The 24,537-nt window shown below is 62.1% G+C and carries 7 protein-coding genes; 3 read left to right on the top strand and 4 right to left on the bottom strand.

From position 1 onward, the window contains the following. Positions 1 to 44: 44 nt before the first annotated feature. Complete coding sequence (locus ACOZJV_RS05485) at positions 45 to 16,640, bottom strand: retention module-containing protein (protein WP_421547038.1); 16,596 nt, start codon at positions 16,638 to 16,640, stop codon at positions 45 to 47. Positions 16,641 to 16,984: 344 nt separating this feature from the next. Between ACOZJV_RS05485 and ACOZJV_RS05480 the strand changes: the two genes are divergently transcribed. Genes ACOZJV_RS05480 through ACOZJV_RS05470 form a run of 3 tightly spaced genes read left to right on the top strand, consistent with a single transcriptional unit; the run spans position 16,985 to position 21,909 of the window. Then, entirely contained in the window at positions 16,985 to 18,337 is a 1,353-nt protein-coding gene (locus tag ACOZJV_RS05480) for a TolC family outer membrane protein (protein ID WP_043228256.1), read from the top strand. Between the two features lie 52 nt (positions 18,338 to 18,389). Further along, positions 18,390 to 20,543 carry a type I secretion system permease/ATPase gene (locus tag ACOZJV_RS05475; protein ID WP_078471341.1) on the top strand — a complete coding sequence of 718 codons (2,154 nt, stop codon included), beginning with the start codon at positions 18,390 to 18,392 and terminating at the stop codon, positions 20,541 to 20,543. Continuing rightward, positions 20,533 to 21,909 (top strand): HlyD family type I secretion periplasmic adaptor subunit, encoded by a 1,377-nt coding sequence (locus tag ACOZJV_RS05470; RefSeq protein ID WP_078471340.1) that lies wholly within the window; start codon positions 20,533 to 20,535, stop codon positions 21,907 to 21,909. Before ACOZJV_RS05475 ends, ACOZJV_RS05470 begins: the two co-directional genes overlap by 11 nt. 194 nt (positions 21,910 to 22,103) lie before the next feature. Here ACOZJV_RS05470 and ACOZJV_RS05465 read toward each other — a convergent pair whose 3' ends face one another. The 3 genes from ACOZJV_RS05465 to ACOZJV_RS05455 form a co-directional block, all read right to left on the bottom strand. Further along, positions 22,104 to 23,051: a sensor domain-containing diguanylate cyclase gene (locus tag ACOZJV_RS05465; protein WP_201130702.1), complete on the bottom strand. Its 948-nt coding sequence runs from the start codon at positions 23,049 to 23,051 to the stop codon at positions 22,104 to 22,106. A gap of 68 nt (positions 23,052 to 23,119) precedes the next feature. After that, the gene (gene dapA / locus ACOZJV_RS05460; RefSeq protein WP_421547037.1) at positions 23,120 to 24,043 is read right to left on the bottom strand and encodes a 4-hydroxy-tetrahydrodipicolinate synthase; all 924 of its coding nucleotides are present in this window, start codon (positions 24,041 to 24,043) and stop codon (positions 23,120 to 23,122) included. Between the two features lie 303 nt (positions 24,044 to 24,346). After that, positions 24,347 to 24,520 carry a hypothetical protein gene (locus ACOZJV_RS05455; RefSeq protein ID WP_421547036.1) on the bottom strand — a complete coding sequence of 58 codons (174 nt, stop codon included), beginning with the start codon at positions 24,518 to 24,520 and terminating at the stop codon, positions 24,347 to 24,349. Positions 24,521 to 24,537: the final 17 nt, after the last annotated feature.

The following is a 24,537-nucleotide window of genomic DNA, read 5'->3' as shown; positions in this document are numbered from 1 at the left end:
TGCCAACCGGTCGCCAGTCCCGAAAGATTGGCGACCCCTGGCGATCAGTCGTGGTGCTTGACGGTCAGGTCACCACCGGCGATCAGGTTGTTGATCGCGCTGCTGCCACTGCCCCAGCTGGCGCCCTCGACCTTGATCGTGACGTCCGCAGTGCCGCCGCCGTTGGCGGTGAACGACCCGGTGCTGCTGACTTGCAGGGTTGAAGTACCCGACGAGTCGGTGGTCAGCTTCAGGTAGCTGGACAGGTTGTTGTCGTTATTGCCTTGCAGCAGGTCGGACAGGTCCAGCTTGTCGCCCTCGGAGTGCTTGAAGTCAGTGATGACGTCGTTGCCGGTATCCCCTTTGAGCCAGACGAAGGTATCGGCCCCTGCGCCGCCGGAGAGGATGTCATCACCCTTGCCGCCGACCAGGATGTCGTTGCCCGCGCCGCCATAGAGCTTGTCGTTGCCGCCTTGGCCGAACAGGATGTCGTCGCCGGCATTGCCGATCAGGGTGTCAGCGCCGTCCTTGGTGCCGTAGATGTTCGAGGCACTGGCCAGCGCACCGACGTCAGCGACGTGCTCGGTGATGAACTGATGCAGGGCACGGTCGTCGATCTGATCCACCGGCTTGGACAGTTGGTCAGCTGCAAATTGCTTGAGTGCGGAACCGCCCTCGAGGTTTTTGTAGCTGATCAGGTCACCGAACAGAATGTCGTTGCCCGAGCCGCCGTTGATGGTGTCGGCGCCGGCATCGGCGGTGTGGCCGGTGATGGCGTCGGTCAGCTTGGCGGTGTCGATGGTGGTGACGACTTTGTCAGTGTCGAACTGCTGCAGCACGCTTTTGTTGATGTCGGAGCCCAGGCCGATGGCTTCCACCACGACTTTGTCGGTGACCGCGTTGGACAGGTCGTTATAGGCCGTCTTGGCCAGGTTGAGCGCCGTGTTGCTGCCGCTGGCATACCCGGCGATGTCGAAGCCGCCGTTGCTGCCGGCCACCACATAACCCTCAAAGGTCTGCGTACCGCGGTAGTCATACGAGTAGACCTTGCCATCGGCATCGACAATGACCTGGGTGCTGCCATTGATCGTTGCGGTGACCACGATGCCTTTGTTCAGGGCATAGGTCGAGTTGTTGACCTTGTCATCGAAGTAGACGTTGTTGCCACCGCCCCAGTACCGGGTCGTGCCCAGGTTCGCGTCGCCATACGTCGCGTTGTAGATGTTCGGCGCGCCATCGGTAATGAAGTACGTCAGGTTTTTTGCGCCCGCGTTGCTGGTGGCTTCGCTGCTCTTGAACCAGGCCGCCGCACTGTTGAACGCATCCTGATAGTTGGTCAGGTCGTTCGGGTTCGACGACATCTGGTTCAGCACCGCCTGCAGGGCAGCCTTGGCGGCAGCCTGGTCGGCGAGGTTGACCGAGACTTGGGCCTCGACCTTGGTATCGAAGTCGATCAGCAGCACCTTGACGATGCCGGAGTCGCTTTTGTTGGCATTGCTGATCAAGGTGTCGAACAGGGTCGAGAGCTGGGTCTTGATCGAGTTCATGGACTTGTCGCCGATACTGCCCGAGGTGTCGACGATAAACGCGATGTTGTAGTTGCTGCCCGGGGTGACGATGCCGCCTTTGTCGCCCACTACCATGTTGTTGACGTTGGAGCTGCTCAGGTTGATCACATCGTCGCTGCCGCCGCCTTCGGTAATCACGTAGGGCTGTGGCGCCACGGTGATGGTGCTGGTGGCCACGTTCGAGTTCAGGCTGTCGGCACCGGCGTTGTCCTTGACCGAGATCTCGATGGTGCGATCGCCGGTGGTTGGGTACTTGCTGCCGTTGGAGAACTGGAACGACTCGATCAGCGTCTTGTAGCTGCTCGAATCGGCCGCGCCCGACAGGGTCAGCACGATTTTACCGCTGGTGTCGGTGCCGACCTTGGTCACGGTGATGCCGTTGTAAGTGCCACCAACGTTGACCAGGCTCGAGGTGAGCTGATCGCCCACGCTGGCATTCTTCAGGGTGATGGTCGCGCTTTGCATCTGGCTGTTGTCGACATCGGCGATGTTGACGCTGCCGGTAATCGCCACGCCGCCGCTCGCACGCTCGGTGAGGGCGCCGTTGTAGCCGGTTTTGGTTGCGCCGTCAGCAGTGTTGAGGTCCAGGGTGGGCGCGTCGTTGACCGGGGTCACGGTAATGGCGCCGCCAACGGCTGGCGAGGTCAGCGGGTTGCTGCCATCGGCGTTGCCGCTGTCGGTGGCGGTGTAGGTGAAGTTCGCCGTGCCGTTGAAGTTCAGGTTCGGCTTGAAGTACAGCGTCGCCTCGCCGTTGGTTGCGTTGATGGTGCCGGTGAACGGCTTGGTCATCGCGGCGTCGGTGAAGAACGTACCGTTGGTAGGGGTGCTGACGGTGAACGACTTGACGTTGGCCAGGCCGTCGACATCGGTGGCGCTCAACTTGACGGCGATCCCCGAGGTCGGGTCTTCGGCACCGGTCGCCGTGGTCGCAATGGCCACAGGCGCATCGTTGACCGGGGTCACGGTAATAGCACCGCCGACCGCTGGCGAGGTCAGTGGGTTGCTGCCATCGGCGTTGCCGCTGTCGGTGGCGGTGTAAGTGAAGTTCGCCGTGCCGTTGAAGTTCAGGTTCGGCTTGAAGTACAGCGTGGCCTCGCCATTGGTCGCGTTGATGCTGCCGGTGAACGGCTTGGTCATCGCGGCGTCGGTGAAGAACGTACCGTTGGTAGGCGTGCTGACGGTGAAGGACTTGACGTTGGCCAGGCCATCCACATCGGTCGCGCTCAACTTGACGGCGATCCCCGAGGTCGGATCTTCGGCACCGGTCGCGGTGGTGGCGATGGCCACAGGCGCGTCGTTGACCGGAGTCACGGTGATGCTGCCGCCAACGGCTGGGGAGGTCAGCGGGTTGCTGCCGTCCGCATTGCCACTGTCGGTCGCGGTGTAGGTGAAGTTCGCCGTGCCGTTGAAATTCAGGTTTGGCTTGAAGTACAGCGTCGCCTCGCCGTTGCTGGCGTTAATGCTGCCGGTGAACGGTTTGGTCATCGCGGCGTCGGTGAAGAACGTACCGTTGGTAGGCGTACCCACAGTGAACGACTTGACGTTGGCCAGGCCGTCGACATCGGTGGCGCTCAACTTGACCGGGATACCCGAGGTCGGGTCTTCGGCACCGGTCGCGGTCGTTGCGATAGCCACAGGTGCGTCATTGACCGGGGTCACGGTGATGGTGCCGCCGACCGCAGGCGAGGTCAGTACACCACTGCCATCAGCGTTGCCGCTGTCGGTCGCGGTGTAAGTGAAGTTCGCCGTGCCGTTGAAGTTCAGGTTCGGCTTGAAGTACAGGGTCGCCGAACCGTTGCTGGCATCGATGCTGCCGGTGAACGGTTTGGTCATCGCCGCATCGGTGAAGAAGGTGCCGTTGGTAGGCGTGCTGACAGTGAAGGATTTGACGTTAGCCAGACCATCCACATCGGTCGCGCTCAGCTTGACTTCGATACCCGAACTCGGGTCTTCAGCACCCGTTGCGGTGGTGGCAATGGCCACCGGTGCATCGTTGACCGGGGTCACGGTAATGCTGCCGCCAACCGGTGCCGAGGTCAGTACGCCGCTGCCATCAGCGTTGCCGCTGTCGGTGGCGGTGTAGGTGAAGTTGGCGGTGCCGTTGAAGTTCAGGTTCGGCTTGAAGTACAGCGTCGCTTCGCCGTTGGTGGCGTTGATGGAGCCAGTGAATGGCTTGGTCATCGCGGCGTCGGTGAAGAATGTACCGTTGGTAGGCGTGCCCACCGTGAACGACTTGACGTTGGCCAGGCCATCCACATCGGTTGCGCTCAACTTGACTTCGATACCCGAAGACGGATCTTCAGTACCGGTCGCCGTGGTCGCAATGGCCACTGGCGCATCGTTGACCGGGGTCACGGTGATGGTGCCGCCGACCGCAGGCGAGGTCAGTACGCCGCTGCCGTCAGCGTTGCCGCTGTCGGTGGCGGTGTAGGTGAAGTTGGCGGTGCCGTTGAAGTTCAGGTTCGGCTTGAAGTACAGCGTGGCCTCGCCGTTGGTCGCGTTGATAGTGCCGGTGAAGGCCTTGGTCATCGCGGCATCGGTGAAGAACGTACCGTTGGTAGGCGTGCTGACCGCGAAGGATTTGACGTTGGCCAAACCATCGACATCGGTGGCGCTCAACTTGACGGCGATGCCCGAGGTCGGGTCTTCGGCACCGGTTGCGGTGGTCGCGATGGCCACAGGTGCATCGTTGACCGGGGTCACGGTGATGGTGCCGCCGACCGCAGGCGAGGTCAGTACGCCGCTGCCGTCAGCATTGCCGCTGTCGGTCGCGGTGTAGGTGAAGCTCGCCGTGCCGTTGAAATTCAGATTCGGCTTGAAGTACAGCGTGGCCTCGCCGTTGCTGGCGTTGATGCTGCCAGTGAATGGCTTGGTCATCGCCGCGTCGGTGAAGAAGGTACCGTTGGTAGGCGTGCTGACGGTGAAGGATTTGACGTTAGCCAGACCGTCCACATCCGTGGCGCTCAACTTGACTTCGATACCCGAAGACGGATCTTCAGCGCCGGTCGCGGTGGTGGCGATGGCCACAGGTGCGTCGTTGACCGGGGTCACGGTGATGCTGCCGCCGACCGGTGCCGAGGTCAGTGGGTTGCTGCCGTCGGCGTTGCCGCTGTCGGTAGCGGTGTAGGTGAAGTTGGCGGTGCCGTTGAAGTTCAAGTTTGGCTTGAAGAACAGGGTCGCCGAACCGTTGCTGGCATCGATGCTGCCAGTGAACGGCTTGGTCATCGCCGCATCGGTGAAGAAGGTGCCATTGGTAGGCGTGCTGACGGTGAACGACTTGACGTTAGCCAGGCCATCCACATCGGTCGCGCTCAGCTTGACGGCAATGCCCGACGTCGGGTCTTCGGCACCGGTCGCCGTGGTCGCAATGGCCACTGGCGCATCATTGACCGGGGTCACGGTGATGGTGCCGCCGACCGCAGGCGAAGTCAGTGGGTTGCTGCCGTCCGCGTTGCCGCTGTCGGTCGCGGTGTAGGTGAAGCTCGCCGTGCCGTTGAAGTTCAGGTTCGGCTTGAAGTACAGCGTCGCCTCGCCATTGGTGGCGTTGATGCTACCGGTAAACGGTTTGGTCATCGCCGCGTCGGTGAAGAAGGTGCCATTGCTTGGCGTACCGACCGTGAACGACTTGACGTTGGCCAGGCCATCCACATCCGTGGCGCTCAACTTGACTTCGATACCCGAAGCAGGGTCTTCAGCACCCGTTGCGGTGGTCGCGATAGCCACCGGCGCATCGTTGACCGGAGTCACGGTGATGCTGCCGCCTACCGCTGTCGAGGTCAGTGGGTTGCTGCCGTCGGCGTTGCCGCTGTCGGTCGCGGTGTAGGTGAAGCTGGCAGTACCGTTGAAGTTCAGGTTCGGCTTGAAGTACAGCGTGGCCTCGCCATTGGTCGCGTTGATGCTACCGGTAAACGGTTTGGTCATCGCCGCATCGGTGAAGAACGTGCCGTTGGTAGGCGTGCCGACGGTGAACGACTTGACGTTGGCCAGGCCATCGACATCGGTCGCGCTCAACTTGACTGGAATACCCGAGGTCGGGTCTTCGGCACCGGTCGCCGTGGTCGCAATGGCCACTGGCGCATCGTTGACCGGGGTCACGGTGATGCTGCCGCCAACCGCTGGCGAGGTCAGTGGGTTGCTGCCGTCCGCGTTGCCGCTGTCGGTGGCGGTGTAGGTGAAGTTGGCGGTGCCGTTGAAGTTCAGGTTCGGCTTGAAGTACAGCGTGGCCTCACCGTTGCTGGCGTTGATGGTGCCGGTGAACGGCTTGGTCATTGCGGCGTCGGTGAAGAAGGTACCGTTGCTTGGGGTGCCCACGGTGAACGACTTGACGTTGGCCAGGCCGTCCACATCGGTTGCGCTCAACTTGACCGGGATACCCGAAGTCGGGTCTTCCGCGCCGGTCGCGGTGGTGGCGATGGCCACCGGCGCATCGTTGACCGGGGTCACGGTGATGCTGCCGCCGACCGGTGCCGAGGTCAGCGGGTTGCTGCCGTCGGCGTTGCCGCTGTCGGTGGCGGTGTAGGTGAAGTTGGCGGTGCCGTTGAAGTTCAGGTTCGGCTTGAAGTACAGCGTCGCCTCACCGTTGCTGGCGTTGATGGTGCCGGTAAAGGGCTTGGTCATCGCGGCGTCGGTGAAGAAGGTGCCGTTGCTTGGCGTGCCCACGGTGAACGACTTGACGTTGCTCAGGCCATCCACGTCGGTAGCGGAGAGCTTGACTGCAATGCCCACGGTCGTGTCTTCGGCACCGGTCGCGGTGGTCGCGATCGCTACAGGCGCGTCGTTGACCGCCGTGACCACGATGCTCACTTTGCCGGTGGTGACTTCTTCAACCTGGGTGCTCAGCTCTTTGGCCGTGGCGGTCACGGTCAGGTCGAAGCTGGCGGTGGCGTCCTTGGCCGGGGTCACGGTCAGGGTGCCCAGGTTCCAGTTGCTGACATCGTACTGGGTGGTCGCACCGGTCGAGGTGTAGCTGTGGCCGGTGGTGCCGTCGGTGATCACGGTGCCTTTTGGCAAGCCGCTGATTTCCACCTTGTGGGATTCCGAGCCATCGTTGTCGACGAAGGTGGTGGTGATCGGGCTGACCTTGATGCTGCTGTCTTCCAGGCCGTGGTTGTACACGTAGCCGGTGTAATAGCCTTCGCCATTGACCACGTGGGCGTCGTTGAACACCGCGCCGGCATCTTTCAGCGCCTCGAGGCTGGTGTAGGTCTGCACGCCGCTGCTGCCCAGCGCCATCGAAGGACCGTTGTCGATCGAGACGTTGACGTTGTAGTTGCCCGGACCGTTCTGGTTGTAGTGGTAGACGTCGAGGGTGTAGTAGCCCGACTCGGACGGAACGAACGGGGTCGCGTTGATCCCGGCGCCGTGGCTCCAGGTCTCGGTGGAGACCAGTTTGCCGCCCACGGTGACCGCCAGGCTGTCATCGGCAGTGCCGGTGAAGCTGTAGCTCTTGCCGGCTTCCAGGTAAATCAGGCCGGAGACCTTGGTCGCGGTGAACTGGGACACATCGCCATTGCTTACGTTGCTGATTACGCCAGTGGAGGTGGCGCTGTCAGCGGTCTTGGCGTTGATGACCCGGATCAGGTCGCTGGATTGAGCGACGCCACTGCCGTCCCGGCCCAGTGCATCAGGCAGGTTCTGGCCGTTCCAGGTCTGAATGATCAGGCCGGTAGGCACGTTGCCATATTGGCCGATGGTCACCACTGGCACGTCGGTCACCGGGTGGATATCCACGGTGATGGTCTTGGTGTCGCTGTAGGCGCTGCCGTCGGTGGCCTGGAACTTCAGTTCGGTGTAGTCGCCCTGTTTGTTGCCGACGCCGCTGGTGCCGAAGCTGTTATCGCCCGACTCGTTGGCTGCGGGGGTGTAGCGCACGTTGTGACTGTCGAAGTCGGCCTGGCTGAAGGCCTTGCCGGCTGAAGTGTCGGTTTTCAGGTCGCCTGCGGTGAGCGTGACCCAGGCACCGTCGACTTTGTATTCAATGGAGCCGTTTGGCAGGCTGGTGAAGACCACTTTCGGGTCTGTCGAGTCGATGTCCTGGACGCCAAAGGTGTTCCAGCTCAGCTCGATCGAGGTGTCTTCATTACCGGCGATGGCGCCATCGACTGCGGTCGGCGCGTCGTTGACCGGGGTCACGGTGATGACACCGCCCACCGCTGTCGATGTCAGCGGGTTGCTGCCATCGGCGTTGCCACTGTCGGTGGCGGTGTAGGTGAAGTTCACCTGGCCGTTGAAGTTGGCGTCCGGCTTGAAGTACAGGGTGGCCGAACCGTTGTTCGCCGCGATGCTGCCAGTAAAGGCCTGGGTCATCGCCGCATCGGTGTAGAAGGTGCCATGGGCCGGTGCGCTGACGTTGAACGAAGCAACGTTGGCGATGCCATCGACGTCGGTGGCATTGAGGTGAACCTCGATGCCGCCCACTTGATCTTCAGCACCGGTGGCGCTGGTAGCGATGGCCACTGGCGCATCGTTGACCGGGGTGACGGTGATGGTGCCGCCGACCGCAGCCGAGGTCAGCACGCCGCTGCCGTCAGCGTTGCCGCTGTCAGTGGCGGTGTAGGTGAAGTTCACCTGGCCGTTGAAGTTCAGGTCAGGCTTGAAGTACAGGGTCGCTGCACCGTTGTTCGCGGCAATGCTGCCGGTGAAGGCCTGGGTCATTGCAGCGTCGGTGTAGAAGGTGCCGTGGGTTGGCGCACTGACGTTGAACGAGGCGACGTTGGTGATGCCGTCGACATCGGTGGCGCTCAGCTTGACTTCGATGCCGGTCGCTTGATCTTCCGCACCGGTGGCGCTGGTGGCGATGGCCACTGGAGCGTCGTTGACCGGGGTCACGGTGATGGTGCCGCCGACCGCTGGGGAGGTCAGTACGCCACTGCCATCAGCGTTGCCGCTGTCGGTGGCGGTGTAGGTGAAGTTCACCTGGCCGTTGAAGTTGGCGTCCGGCTTGAAGTACAGGGTCGCTGCACCGTTGTTGGCTGCGATGCTGCCAGTAAAGGCCTGGGTCATCGCCGCGTCGGTGTAGAAGGTGCCATGGGCCGGTGCGCTGACGTTGAACGAAGCAACGTTGGCCAGACCATCGACGTCGGTGGCGTTGAGGTGAACCTCGATGCCACCCACTTGGTCTTCGGCGCCGGTGGCGCTGGTGGCGATGGCCACAGGAGCATCGTTCACCGGGGTGACGGTGATCACGCCGCCCACGGCAGGCGAAGTCAGTACGCCGCTGCCATCAGCGTTGCCGCTGTCGGTGGCGGTGTAGGTGAAGTTCACCTGGCCGTTGAAGTTGGCGTCCGGTTTGAAGTACAGGGTGGCCGAACCGTTGTTGGCTGCAATGCTGCCTGTGAAGGCTTGAGTCATTGCGGCGTCGGTGTAGAAGGTGCCATGGGTTGGCGCGCTGACGTTGAACGAAGCAACGTTGGCCAGGCCATCGACGTCGGTGGCATTGAGGTGGACTTCGATGCCGTCCACCTGGTCTTCAGCACCGCTTGCAGTGGTGGCGATGGCGACTGGAGCGTCGTTGACCGGGGTGACGGTGATCACGCCGCCCACGGCAGGCGAGGTCAACACGCCACTGCCATCGGCATTGCCGCTGTCGGTGGCGGTGTAGGTGAAGTTCACCTGGCCGTTGAAGTTGGCGTCCGGCTTGAAGTACAGAGTCGCTGTACCGTTATTGGCTGCGACGCTGCCGGTAAAGGCCTGAGTCATCGCGGCATCGGTGTAGAACGTACCGTTGTTCGGTGCGCTGACGTTGAACGAAGCAACGTTGGCGATGCCATCGACATCGGTGGCATTGAGGTGGACTTCAATGCCGCCCACTTGGTCTTCAGCACCGGTGGCGCTGGTCGCGATGGCGACCGGCGCATCGTTGACTGGAGTGACGGTGATGGTGCCGCCGACCGCAGGGGAGGTCAGTACACCGCTGCCATCGGCATTGCCGCTGTCAGTGGCGGTGTAGGTGAAATTCACCTGGCCGTTGAAGTTAGCATCCGGCTTGAAGTACAGAGTCGCCGAACCGTTGCTCGCCGCGATGCTGCCGGTAAAGGCCTGGGTCATCGCCGCGTCGGTGTAGAAGGTGCCATGGCTTGGCGCGCTGACGTTGAACGAAGCAACGTTGGCCAGGCCATCGACGTCGGTGGCATTGAGGTGGACTTCGATGCCGCCCACCTGGTCTTCCTGGCCCACAGCCGTAGTGGCGATGGCCACCGGTGCGTCGTTGACCGCTGCCACGGTGATGCTGCCGTTGACCGCAGGCGAAGTCAGCGGGTTGCTGCCATCGGCATTGCCGCTGTCGGTGGCGGTGTAGGTGAAGTTCACCTGGCCGTTGAAGTTGGCGTCCGGCTTGAAGTACAGGGTGGCTGCGCCATTGCTGGCCGCAACGCTGCCGGTGAAGACCTGGGTCATCGCCGCGTCGGTGTAGAAGGTGCCGTTGTTCGGCGTGCTGACGTTGAACGAAGCAACGTTGGCAATGCCATCGACATCGGTGGCGGACAGATGGACTTCGATGCCCGTTGGCTGGTCTTCGGTCCCTGCAGCGGTGGTGGCGATGGCCACCGGCGCGTCATTGACCGCAATCACGTTGATTGGCAGGTTGATCGACTCGGACTTCGGATCGGCTGTGCCGTCCTGCGCCGTGGCGGTGACGGTGAGGTTGACCACGCCATTGGCGTTCGGCGCCGGGTTGTAGACCAGGGTCGTCTTGTTCCAGGTGCTGATGTCGACGCTTTGATTGCCCGCCGTCGCGGTAAAGGTGTGGACGCCATCGGTGATGGTCGAGTTCACCGGTACGCCGCTGATTTCCAGCTTGAGCGACTCGGAGCCGTCCTTGTCGGTGGCATAGGCGTCGATGGTCGACAGTTTGATCGCATGGTCTTCCAGACCCACGTTCAGCACCTGGGTGACGTTGATGTTGTCCATCACGCCGCCCAGCGAGTTGTTGGTGTCGCCGGCCGGAGCCTTGAACTCGAGCTTGGCATCACCGTCGGTGGTGACCGGTACCACGAAGGTGTAGGTCTTCATGCCGACGGTGGTGGTGTCCAGGGTGCCGACTTTGACGCCGCCCCAGAACACGTCGATCACCGAGTTGTTTTCAGCGCCGGCCCGCGGCGAGTAATCAACCGAGATGCTGTAAGCCGTGCCTGCTTCGGCCTTGATGATGGTGTACAGGCTGGCATCGTCGCCGGCGTCTTTCTCCAGTTCGATGACCTTGCTGTTGCCTGGGGTCTCGACCCCGTAAATGCTGCTTTGGCCGATTTCGACCTTGCCATCGGCGTTGCCGGTGAGCCACTGGGTAGTCGGGCCGCCATTGCCGGCCGCGTTGTTGGCGTCGCCTACGGCAATCGTGCCCCAGGAACCGTTGAGGTTGGCGCTGTCGAAGTTGATCGAGGTTACGCTGCCGCCGCCGATCAGGCCCAGGTGCGGGGTGTCGGTAACCGGGTTGACAGTGATGTCGGCGGTGGTCACTGGGCTCGGTTTGCCGTCATTGTCCACGGCAGTGAAAGTCAGATGGGTGCTGCCACTCCAGTCGCCAGTCGGGTCAAAGTACACCGCGGCCTTGCCGTCGGCGCCAGCCGGCACCGAATCACCCACTTTGAGCTCGGTGGTCAGGGTCGCGTCGCTGTACAGCTTGCCGTTCTCCGGCAGGGCGGTGATGACGAACTTGGCGACGGTGCCGTCCACATCGCTGCCGCTCAATACGATAGTGGCCGCATGGTCTTCGTCGGTGGTGGTGGCCGCAGCCGACGCCGTCGGGGCATCGTTGACCAGGTCGATGGCGACCTTGCCGGTGGCGGTGCCGGTTTCCGGTTTTTCAACGGCCGGGTTGCTGCCGCCGTTGTCGGTCACTTCGATGGTCACGCCACGATCGGTGCCCACCGGGTTGTTGCCCGGGCTCTGGAAGGTGATGGCTTCAACCAGCTTGATGAAGTCGGCGGCGCTGCTGCCGGTTTTCGCATCGCTGGTGAGGGTGTAGACGATTTTGCCGTCGGCGGCGCTGCCGCTTTGGGTGATGGTGATCCCGGCAACCGCCAGCGCCTTGAGGGCGTCGGCATTGCTCAGCAGGTCGCCCACCGCCAGATGATCGACCGTGACCACGACTTTGCTGAAAGTGGTGTTGTCGACGTCATTGATGGTCAGGTTTTCGACCAGGGCCACCGGGTCTTTCTGCTCGGTGAAGGTGGTGCTGCTGAACTCCACTTTAGGCGCGTCGTTCACCGCGGTTATGGTGATCACGCCGCCGACCGCAGGGGAGGTCAGTACACCGCTGCCATCGGCATTGCCGCTGTCGGTGGCGGTGTAGGTGAAGTTCACCTGGCCGTTGAAGTTGGCGTCAGGCTTGAAGTACAGGGTCGCCGTGCCGTTGTTGGCTGCGATGCTGCCGGTGAAGGCCTGAGTCATTGCGGCGTCGGTGTAGAAGGTGCCGTTGTTCGGCGTGCTGACGTTGAACGAGGCGACGTTGTCGATGCCATCGACATCGGTGGCATTGAGGTGGACTTCGATGCCGCTGGTTTGATCTTCCTCACCGCTCGCGCTGGTGGCGATGGCCACTGGAGCGTCGTTCACTGGCGTGACGGTGATTACGCCGCCCACGGCAGGCGAAGTCAGCACGCCGCTGCCATCAGCGTTGCCGCTGTCGGTGGCGGTGTAGGTGAAGTTCACTTGGCCGTTGAAGTTGGTGTCCGGCTTGAAGTACAGAGTCGCTGCACCGTTGTTGGCTGCGATGCTGCCGGTAAAGGCCTGGGTCATCGCGGCGTCGGTGTAGAACGTACCGTTGTTTGGCGTGGTGACATTGAACGAGGCGACGTTGGTAATACCGTCGACATCGGTGGCATTGAGGTGGACTTCAATCCCGCCCACTTGGTCTTCAGCACCGCTGGCGCTGGTGGCGATGGCCACTGGAGCGTCATTCACTGGAGTGACGGTGATCACGCCGCCCACGGCAGGCGAAGTCAGTACGCCGCTGCCATCGGCGTTGCCGCTGTCGGTGGCGGTGTAGGTGAAATTCACCTGGCCGTTGAAGTTGGCGTCCGGCTTGAAGTACAGGGTTGCCGAACCGTTGTTGGCTGCGATGCTGCCGGTAAAGGCCTGAGTCATCGCCGCATCGGTGTAGAACGTGCCGTTGTTTGGCGTAGTGACATTGAACGAGGCAACGTTGTCGATGCCGTCGACATCGGTGGCGTTGAGGTGGACTTCGATGCCACCTACTTGATCTTCAGCACCGGTGGCGCTGGTGGCGATGGCCACCGGAGCGTCGTTCACCGGAGTGACGGTGATTACGCCGCCCACGGCAGGCGAAGTCAGCACGCCGCTGCCATCGGCGTTGCCGCTGTCGGTGGCGGTGTAGGTGAAGTTCACCTGGCCGTTGAAGTTGGTGTCCGGCTTGAAGTACAGGGTCGCTGCACCGTTGTTGGCTGCGATGCTGCCGGTAAAGGCCTGGGTCATCGCCGCGTCGGTGTAGAACGTACCGTTGTTCGGTGTGGTGACATTGAACGACGCGACGTTGTCGATGCCGTCGACATCGGTGGCGTTGAGGTGGACTTCGATGCCGCCTACTTGATCCTCAGCACCGGTGGCGCTGGTAGCAATGGCCACTGGAGCGTCGTTCACTGGAGTGACGGTGATCACGCCGCCCACGGCAGGCGAGGTCAACACGCCGCTGCCATCGGCATTGCCGCTGTCGGTGGCGGTGTAAGTGAAGTTCACTTGGCCGTTGAAGTTGGTGTCCGGCTTGAAGTACAGCGTCGCCGCACCGTTGTTGGCTGCGATGCTGCCGGTAAAGACCTGGGTCATCGCGGCATCGGTGTAGAACGTGCCGTTGTTTGGCGCAGTGACATTGAACGAGGCAACGTTGTCGATGCCGTCGATATCGGTGGCCGACAGATGGACTTCAATCCCGCCCACCTGGTCTTCGGCACCGGTGGCGCTGGTGGCGATGGCGACTGGCGCGTCGTTGACCGCATTCACGGTGATCACACCGTCTACCGCCGGTGAGGTCAGCACACCGCTGCCATCGGCATTGCCGCTGTCAGTGGCGGTGTAGGTGAAGTTCACCTGGCCGTTGAAGTTGGTATCCGGCTTGAAGTACAGGGTCGCCGTGCCGTTGTTGGCGGCAATGCTGCCGGTGAAGACTTGGGTCATCGCCGCGTCGGTGTAGAACGTACCGTTGTTCGGCGTGGTGACGTTGAACGAGGCAACGTTGTCGATGCCGTCGACGTCAGTGGCCGAGAGATGGACTTCGATACCGGTAGTCTGGTCTTCATCGCCGGTGGCGCTGGTGGCAGTCGCTACTGGAGCGTCGTTGACCGGGGTCACGGTGATCACGCCGCCGACGGCAGGCGAAGTCAGTACGCCGCTGCCATCGGCATTGCCGCTGTCAGTGGCGGTGTAAGTGAAGTTCACCTGGCCATTGAAGTTGGCGTCCGGCTTGAAGTACAGGGTCGCCGTGCCGTTGTTGGCGGCAATGCTGCCGGTAAAGGCCTGAGTCATCGCCGCGTCGGTGTAGAACGTACCGTTGTTCGGCGCGGTGACATTGAACGAGGCAACGTTGTCGATGCCATCGATATCGGTGGCATTGAGGTGGACTTCAATGCCGCCCACTTGATCTTCAGCACCGCTGGCACTGGTAGCGATAGCGACGGGCGCGTCGTTCACCGGGGTCACGGTGATGGTGCCGTCGACGGCAGGCGAAGTCAGCACGCCGCTGCCATCAGCGTTGCCGCTGTCAGTAGCGGTGTAGGTGAAGTTCACCTGGCCGTTGAAGTTGGCATCCGGCTTGAAGTACAGGGTCGCCGTGCCGTTGTTGGCGGCAATGCTGCCCGTGAAGGCTTGAGTCATTGCGGCGTCGGTGTAGAAGGTGCCGTTGTTCGGCGTGCTGACGTTGAACGAGGCAACGTTGGCCAGGCCATCGACATCGGTGGCATTAAGGTGGACTTCGATGCCGCCCACTTGATCTTCAGCGCCAGTGGCATTGGTAGCAATGGCTACTGGAGCGTCATTCACCGGGGTCACGGTGATCACGCCGCCGACGGCAGGCGAGGTCAGTACGCCGCTGCCGTCAGCGTTGCCGCTGTCGGTGGCGGTGTAGGTGAAATTCACCTGGCCGTTGAAGTTGGCGTCCGGTTTGAAGTACAGAGTCGCCGCGCCATTATTGGCCGCAACGCTACCGGTGAAGACCTGGGTCATCGCCGCGTCGGTGTAGAAGGTGCCGTTGTTCGGTGCGCTGACGTTGAACGACGCGACGTTGTCGATGCCGTCGATATCGGTGGCCGACAGATGGACTTCAATACCGCCCACCTGGTCTTCGGTACCGGTGGCGCTGGTGGCGATGGCGACTGGCGCGTCGTTGACCGCATTCACGGTAATCACGCCGCCGACCGCAGGGGAGGTCAGCACGCCGCTGCCGTCAGCATTGCCGCTGTCGGTGGCGGTGTAAGTGAAGTTCACCTGGCCGTTGAAGTTGGTATCCGGCTTGAAGTACAGGGTCGCGGCGCCGTTGTTGGCGGCGATGCTGCCGGTGAAGACCTGGGTCATCGCCGCGTCGGTGTAGAAGGTACCGTTGTTGGGCGCAGTGACATTGAACGAGGCGACGTTGCCGATGCCGTCGACATCAGTGGCCGACAGATGGACCTCGATGCCGGTGGCCTGGTCTTCATCGCCGGTGGCACTGGTGGCGATGGCGATTGGCGCGTCGTTGACCGGGGTGACGGTCAGGTCCAGGGTGCTGCTCGAACCGGTGTTGGTGGTGTAGCCGATTTGCGGCACATCACCGTTGTAGTCTTTGACCGGGGTGAAGGTGTAGTCGCCATTGGCGGCGATGCTGATGCTGCCGACGCCCGCGATGGTGGCGATCTGGCCCGCGTTATAGGTGGCACTGCCCACGTTGAAGGTGGCCACGCTCAAGGTGTTGTCGATGTCGCTGTCGTTGGTCAGGACGTTGCCATAGGCAATTCCGTCCTCGGCAATGGTCTGGCGGTCGGCAACCAGCACGCTCGGGTCGTCGACGGCGACCACGGTGGTTTCGGCCGCCTTGGGGTTGATGGCCAGGTCTTCGTAGTTGCCGCCGGTGGCGCCGGTGATGGTGGTGCTGAGGTGCAGGTCTTTGCCGTCGGCCAGGTTGGCGGGCGTATCGACGCTGACGGTGCCGGTGGTATCACCGGCTTTGATGGTGATGGTGGTGTTGTTCGACAGGGTGATGGTGACGTCAGTCTGCGCCGCGTTGGTCACGGTGGCGGTGTAGGTGATTTTGTCGCCTTCATCGACCGACGCATTCGCGCTCAACGACACCGTGGTGGTGTCGATGGTGTCGGTGATCTGGGTCACGGCCGGAGCCGGATCGGTGGTGATGATCAGGTTGCCGCCGCCGGAGGTGCCGGCAATGGTGGCCGAGACCGTCGAAGCATCCAGATAAGGCGTGTCGTTGCTGGCATAGGTCACGTTCAGCACGCCAGCGGTCTGGCCGGCTGCGATTACCACGGACAGGCCGTTGGACAGCGTCACGGTCAGGTCGCTGGTGGGCGCCTGGGTGATGAATACGGTGTAGGAGATGACCCCGCCGGCTTCAGTAATGGTCGGCGTGGCGGTCAGGGTAATGGTGACGTCGCGCGGGGTGCTGCCGTTATTGTCGATGTTGCCAACAGTGAAATCGTTGCCGATGGCCGCCGCGGCGTTCAGGCCGGTGGTCGGGTAGCCGATGGTAGGGTCAACTTCGCCTGCGGTGGCTTCGAGCAGGATAAAGCTGTGGCCGCCGCCGGCGGCACCGTCTCCACCTGCGGCGGTTGGGCCGGCAGCGGTGGCTTCGAGGTCTTGGGTCGGGTCGGCACCGGCAGCGATGGCTTGCTGCAGTTCAGCGACCGAAGGGGCGGCCTGGGCGGTGGCTTCACTCAGGTTGGTCGTGGAGTCAGGAGCGTTCGCGCTCCACTGACTGTCGCGACCCAGATCGAGAACGCGGCCATCGGCCAGCTCCAGCGACACGGCGCCTTCAGGTCCGGTCTGGACTTGTTCCCCGGCAAACAGACGATCCCCTTCTACCAGCAGACGGCGAATCCCTTCTGGGGACACTGCGAATACTTGACCGACAATGCTTTTGACGACGGCAACGCTGCTCATTAAAGGACTCTCCGTGTATTACCGTGTGGGTATCCATCATGCCGACCGGCTTTTTTCGTTAGTGCCGATTCAATTGCTGGAGTACGTTTGATTCTAAGAATTAATATTGGCGTCAATAATTTGTTGAGATGTTGACTAAATTACTTTTCCGTCAAGGTATTGACCTATTTGGCGTCATCCTAAACAATCTGTTCGGTAATGTCACATTGATATTTAAGCGGCATCGCGACTTTCTGTTTGTGTCCTCCAGTTCCCACGACAAACGGTCATTTCGATTGCCATTCCAATGCAGTAGGTCAATGTTTGCTGCATTTTTAAGCAAAAATTTCCGGGAAATAATCAGAATGCGTTTGCACTTATTCAAGGCTCTTCCTTTCGCTCTAGCCGCAAGTTTCGTCCAAGCACAAACCCTGCCAGAGGCCATGCAAAAAGCACTGGATGTTCACCCGGAGATCCAGGCAGGCATCAATGCGCGTATTGCCGCCGATTACCAGCTGCGTGCCGCCAAGGGCGGATACCTGCCTAAAGTCGACGTACTGGGCGGCTACGGTCGCGAACGCTCGGACAACACCTCGACTCGTGCCGAAAGCAACAGCCATGAATGGAAGTCCTTGAATCGCGGCGAATCGACTATTCGCCTGCAACAAAATCTGTTTGACGGTTTTGCCACGCAAAGTGAAGTAGGGCGCCAACAAGCCACCGCCAACTCCCGTGGTTATTCGTTGCTCAATACTTCCGAGCGCACCGCGCTGACTGTTGCCCAGGTTTATCTGGATGTCCTGTCCCGTCGCGAGATGGTGCAGTTGGCAGAAGACAACTTGAAGAGCCACGAACGCATCTTTGATCAGATCCAACTGCGCACTAGTCGCGGCGTCGGCAGAATGGCGGACATGGACCAGGCAGAAGCCCGTCTGGCTCAGGCGCGTAATAACTTGCTGACTGAACAGACCAACTTGGCGGATGCGCAAACCAACTACTTGAGCGCCGTGGGCCAGATGCCCGACGAATTGGTGGCCCCCCAGGGTTTTGTTGCCCTGATGCCCGCCAGCCTCGAAGAAGCACGGCGCCAGATGATCGAGGACAGCCCGGTCCTGCGCTCCGCCGAGTCCGATATCGCCGCTGCCGAGAAACAGTACGAAGCCGCCAAGTCGACCTTCTACCCACGTTTCGACGCCGAGCTGGCGCGTTCTGCCAACAACAACCTTGGCGGTGAAGAAGGGCACGACAACAGCTACTCCGCCATGCTGCGCATGCAGTTCAACCTGTACTCGGGCGGCAGCAACAAGGCCGATCTGCAATCCAAGGCGTCCCAGGCCACCCAGGCCCTGGACATCCGCAACAACGCCCTGCGTGAGCTGACCCAGGAGCTGGGCCTGGCCTGGAACGCCTACAACAACGCCACCGCCCAGGTGCCGATCGCTCAGCAATACGTGGACCGCAGCACCAAGGTGCGCACCTCTTACCAGCAGCAGTTCAGCCTCGGCGAGCGGACCCTGCTCGACCTGCTCGACAGCGAAAACGAGCTGTTCAGCGCTCAGCAGCGCCTGGTGCAGATCCGCAACCTGCAGCTCTACACCCAATATCGGATCAAAGCCGACATGGGTCAGTTGCTGAAAAGTCAGGGCGTAGTCGCACCGATGGCATCAGTTGTGCAGAATGATATTAAACCGATGGTAAACCTGCCGCGGATGGACTGATTCTTGACGGAGTTGGGCCATTCACCTGCTTAAGCGTTAAGAGAGTGTCAGCTTGGATTCTGAAATAGGTTCGGTGCAACTTACCCATGACCCGCGCAGTCAGCATGATGATCCATTGCTCGACGGCTTGTTGACACTCTGTTCGCTGCATCACAAGCCCGCCAGTCGGGCGATGCTCACCACCGGCTTGCCCTTGGCCGCCCAGCGCCTGGGCGCCGAGTTGCTGCCCCGCGCAGCGGCTCGGGCCGGCCTGCAGGGGCGCCTGCTGCAGCGCAAGCTGGAGCAGATCCCTTCCATCGCGCTGCCAGCCATGCTCCTGCTTAAGGAAGGGCGGTGTGCGGTATTGCTCGGCTGGGAAGGCGACACCGCGCGTCTGCTGCTCAGCGAAAGCGACGGCGGCGAAGTGCGGGTTGACCGCGAATTGCTGAGTCAAGATTACAGCGGTCGGGTTTTCTTCGCCCAACCGCAACATAAATTTGACGTTACCAACGGCACGCTGATCCCGCGTGCCCATTCCTGGTTTCGTGAAACCCTCAAGCGCTCGCGTTGGCTGTATGCCGACGCCATCGCGGCGAGCCTGGTGATCAACCTGATTGCCCTGGCGGCGCCACTGTTCGTGATGAACGTGTATGACCGCGTGGTGCCGAACCAGGCCACTGCCACCCTGTGGGTGCTGGCCATTGGTATCTGCGGGGCCTACCTGTTCGACCTGCTGCTCAAGGGCCTGCGCAGCCTGTGCCTGGACCTGGCCGGTAAAAAGACCGATCTGATCATTTCGGCGACGCTGTTCGAGCGCATCGTCGGCATGGCCATGAAAGTGCGTCCGGCGCGGGTCGGCAGCTTCGCGCAGAACATCCATGAGTTCCAGGGGATGCGCGACTTCCTGACCTCGCTGACCCTGGCCAGCCTGATCGACTTGCCCTTTACCCTGATCATCCTGCTGGTGATCGCGCTGCTCGGTGGCCACCTGGTGTGGATCCCGATCGTCGCCTTCCCGCTGGCCCTGGGTATTGGCCACCTGCTGCAAAAGCCGTTGACCGCGACCCTGGAGCGGACCATGGCCCTGGGCGCCGAGCGGCAGTCGAGCCTGATTGAAACCCTCGCCGGGCTGGATGCGGTAAAGGTCAACAACGCCGAGAGCGAGCGCCAGTACCAGTGGGAACAGACCATTGGCACCCTCAGTCGCCTGGAGCTGCGAGTCAAAGTTCTGTCGGGCCTGGCCATGAACATCACCCTGCTGATTCAGCAGCTGGCCGGCGTGGCGATGATCATCTTCGGCGTGTACCAGATTATTGACGGCACCCTCAGCATGGGCGGCCTGGTGGCCTGCTACATGCTCAGCGGTCGCGCCCTGGGGCCGCTGGCCCAGCTGTCGGGCCTGTTGACCCGTTACCAGCAAGCCAAAGTGACCATGGTCTCGGTCGACCAGATGATGGAGTTGCCGCAAGAGCGCAACTTCGACGAGCGCCCCCTCAGCCGCCAGGTGCTGCAAGGTGCGATGGAGTTCCGCGCGGTCGATTTCACCTACCCGAACCAGCAGACCCTGGCCCTGCGTGGGGTCAACCTCAACGTTCGGCCGGGGGAAAAGATCGGCATCATCGGCCGCAGTGGTTCGGGCAAGAGCTCGCTGGCCAAGTTGCTGGTCGGCCTGTACCAGCCGGACTCGGGTTCGTTGCTGGTGGACGGCGTGGACATCCGCCAGATCGATGTCAGCGAGCTGCGTCATAACATTGGCTATGTGGCCCAGGACATCCAGCTGCTGGCCGGTACCCTGCGCGACAACCTGGTGTCGGGTGCGCGTTACGTGGATGACGAAATGGTCCTGCAGGCCGCAGAGCTGGCCGGCGTCCATGAGTTCGCCCGGTTGCATCCGCAGGGTTATGAACTGCAGGTCGGTGAACGCGGACAGAACCTTTCCGGTGGCCAGCGGCAGAACGTGGCCCTGGCCCGTGCGCTGCTGCTCAACCCGCCGATCCTGTTGCTCGATGAGCCGACCAGCGCCATGGACAACACCGGCGAAGAGCGTCTCAAGCAGCGGCTGCAGGCCGTGATCGAAAACAAGACGGTGATTCTGGTGACCCACCGTGCCTCGCTGTTGAGCCTGGTGGATCGCCTGCTGGTGATCGACCGTGGCCAGATACTCGCGGACGGCCCGAAAGCCGCCGTCATGGAAGCGCTGAAAAAGGGGCAGATCAGTGTTGCTTAAATCAGGCCCAGGCCGCTTCAAGGATGCAATCCTCGGTTACTTCAAGGGCGGCGACGCGCTTGACGATCAGCCGTTACCCGAGGTCGAAAAGGCCCTGATCGACGATGCACCACGCATCGTGCGCCTGACCATCTGGGGGGTGATCGGCTTCTTCGTGTTCCTGCTGCTGTGGGCGCACTTTGCGATTATCGACGAAGTCACCAAGGGCGAAGGCAAGGCCATCCCCTCGTCGCGGATCCAGAAAATCCAGAACCTGGAAGGCGGCATCGTCGCCCAGATCTACGTGCACGAAGGGCAGATCGTCGAGGCCGGTGCCCCCCTGGTGCGCCTGGACGACACGCGCTTTGCCTCCAACGTCGGTGAAACCGAAGCCGACCGGGTGGCCATGGAGCTGCGGGTCGAGCGCCTCAGCGCAGAAATCGACAACCGCCCGCTGAACATCACCGAGGCTGCACGCAAAGCCGTGCCTAATCAGGTGTCCAACGAAGAGTCGCTGTACCAGAGCCGACGCCAGCAACTGTCGGATGAAATCGGCGGCCTGCAGCAGCAACTGGTGCAGCGTCAGCAGGAGTTGCGCGAGTTCGGTTCCAAGCAGGAGCAATACCGCAACAGCTTGAACTTGCTGCGTCAGGAAATCGGCATGTCCGAACCCCTGGTGCAGCAGGGCGCGATTTCGCCGGTGGAAGTGCTGCGTCTCAAGCGGTCCGAGGTGGAAACCCGCGGCATGCTCGATGGCACCACCCTGGCCATTCCCCGTGCCCAGGCCGCGATCAATGAAGTACAGCGCAAGATCGACGAAACCCGCGGCAAGTTCCGCAGTGAAGCCCTGGCGCAGTTGAATGAGGCGCGCACCAACCTGAGCAAGGCCCAGGCCACCTCCAAGGGCCTGGAAGACCGCGTCAGCCGGACCATGGTGTCCTCGCCGGTGCGTGGCATCGTCAAGCAGATGCTGGTCAACACCGTGGGCGGGGTGATTCAGCCCGGCAGCGATATTGCCGAAGTGGTGCCGTTGGACGACACCCTGCTGGTGGAAGCCAAGATCCGCCCGCAAGACATCGCCTTCCTGCATCCGGGCCAGGAAGCGATGATCAAGTTCACCGCCTACGACTACACCATCTACGGTGGCCTCAAGGGCAAGCTGGAGCAGATTGGTGCCGACACCGTGCAGGATGAAGATAAGAAGAACACCTTCTACATCATCAAACTGCGCACCGACCGCAGCCACCTGGGCACCGATGAAAAGCCGTTGCTGATCATCCCGGGCATGGTTGCGTCGGTTGACATCATCACCGGCAAGAAAAGCATCCTGAGCTACCTGCTCAAGCCCATCATCAAGTCTCGCGCAGAAGCCATGCACGAACGCTGATCCCGCCGTAGCCGCTGCCGAGCCCCGCGACGCAGCGCTGTCCATAACAGGCGCCGAATTACCCTGAGTGAATCGCGTTGGCCATCCGGGCCAGCGCAGCCTCGCGGGCTCGGCAGCGGCTACAGGGCATCATTCAGCCCAATGCCGCTGGCCGGAACAGACGCCGACATCACCAAGGCAACCGGCATCCGGTGCTACTTGCCAAATGCGGCGTATACCGCGCCCATGCGCCCCTGATCCTTGGCCTGGTACAGCAGGCGGTCGACCTGTTCGACGAAGTCCAGGGCCGAGGTGTCCGGGGCGGCGAGGGTGGTGCCGACGCCAAGGCTCAGGCTCAGCAGGTCGCTGACGCTGGAGGCGGCGTGCGGGATCTGTTGCTGGCGCACCAGGTGCAGGCATTTATCGGCCACCCGTTGCGCCGCCAGGGCGTCGGTTTCCGGCAGCAGCCAGACAAACTCCTCACCGCCGATACGCGCCACGAAATCCCGCGGGCGGTTGGTCGCCAGGGCCAGGGTCTGGGCCACGCGGCGCAGGCAGTCGTCGCCCTGGATATGGCCGTAGTGGTCGTTGTACTGCTTGAAGTAATCGATATCGAGAATGATCAGGCTCAGCGGCAGTTGGCTGCGCTGGGCACTGGCCCATTCACGTTCCAGCACGGTGTCGAACATGCGCCGATTGGCGATCCCGGTCAGGCCGTCCTGGAAGGAATATTCTTCGAGCTGCTTCTGCAATCGCAGCAGATGCTCTTCGGTTTTCTTGCGCTCGCTGATGTCGAACATAAACCCCACCAGCGCCTCGACTTCGCCGTCCTTGCGCACCACATGCACCACGTCGCGGATCCACACATAGTCGCCGCTCTGGGTCAGGGCCCGGTAATCGGCTTCGTGGTCGACCCCGGCGCGGGATTGAGACACGCAGAACTCCACCACATAGTCGCGATCGTCCGGGTGCATGCGCTCCACCCAGTCATTGACCCCGACCCAGCTGCCCTGGGGCCAGCCCAGCAGGCGTTCGATCTGCGGGCCGATGTAGCTGAAGGTCATGGTCTGCCAATCGATGCGCCAGGGAATGGCCTGGGTCGATTCCAGCAGGGTCTTGTAGACATCGCTATCGGTTGCGGCGGGCACGTGGCTTGAGGTCATGGCGGGCGAGATCTCGGCGAGGAAAAACCAGCGGCAGCATGCTGGCGATTCTCGCCGTGAATCAAGGCCTATCGCTGCTCGGGCGATGGAAGGTGCGGCGTGTTCGCCGCTCCCGGTTTTGCCCCGGCGTTCTGCAGCGCCGCGAGCCGCTCGCGCAGTTGCAGAACGGTGTCGGCGCTGCTGTTGTGCATGGGCGCTCGCAGTTCGTCATTGATCAGGCCCTGCAACGCCAGGGCGCTTTTGACCGGCGCCGGGTTGGGCTCGACGAACAGGTTCTGGATCAGCGGCAGCAAGCGGAAAAACGTCTCCCGGGCTTCAGCCAGCCGACTGTCAGCCACCTGTTGATGCAGCTGCACGAACAGCTCCGGGTGAATATGCGCCGACGCGGCGATGGCCCCGGTGGCCCCCAGGCACAGTGCGCTGAAGATCTGCGGGTCTTCGCCGCACAGCAGGTCGACATCGCCGCTGGCCAGCAGCGCCAGGGTGGTCTGCAGGTTGCCGCCACAGTCCTTGATCGCCACGATCCGTGGGTGCTTGACGATCGCCAGCAGCGTGTCCTGGTGCAGGGTCACGCCGGTGCGATAGGGAATGTCGTAGAGAATGATCGGCACGCTGCTGGCGTCGGCCACGGTGCTGAAGAAGGTGTGCAGCGCGGCCTGGGACGGGCGGATGTAGTAGGGCGCCGGCACCAGCAGGCCGGCGACCGGGCGTTGCAGGATCTGCTGTTGCTGGTGCAGCAGATCCGCCAGGTTATTGCCCGCCAGGCCCATCATCACCTGATGCCCGGGCGCCAGTTCCAGCACCGCGTCGAGCACCGCCAGTTGCTCGGTCTTGCTCAAGGCCGCCGCCTCGCCGGTGGTGCCGCACACCACCAGCCCGGCGACGCCGCTGCGCAGCAGGTGCAGGGTCAGGCGGCGCAGCGCGACAAAATCGATGGCGCCCTGGTTGAAGGGCGTGACGATGGGGACCCAGATTCCTTGAAACGATGACATGCGTGTTCTCCTGATGGTTGACCGTTGGGTCGCCGCCAGAAGAGTAGAGGGGAATCAAGCAAGGGCAGGGTGTGCGTAGCGCTCGTATCCGGTCAGCTCATCTGACGGGACACAGCGCCCCGGTCACATGAGCGACTGTTTCTTCGATTTAGAGGTGCAAGCCAGGCGAACCCCGGCCTTGGCAGTCAAGCCAATGGCGCAGAAATGGGGGTTGCAGGCTGGGGACATGAATACACACTCGTTAATCAGGCGTACATTTTTAAAAGCTGGCACCGGGTTTGTCAATTGCCGATTGGCGCGGGTTCACACCAGCATCAGTCGCCAGGACTCGACGATCTCATGGGCGATGCGCCGCCACCGCGAGCGCGGCCCGGCCCGCTGCCCGCAGCGGTCCACGGTGAGCGTGCCGCGCAACTGCCGCGCCGCCTCGGGTGACAACCAGTGCCAGCGCTGGCAGGCGGGCAGGTGGGATGGCATGTCGTTGCTCCTGATTG

Source organism: Pseudomonas sp. QD4 (genome assembly GCF_049199125.1).
Taxonomy (GTDB): Bacteria; Pseudomonadota; Gammaproteobacteria; order Pseudomonadales; family Pseudomonadaceae; genus Aquipseudomonas.
The sequence above is the reverse complement of the archived record's forward strand: the minus strand, read 5'-3'. Positions and strand labels throughout refer to the sequence as shown.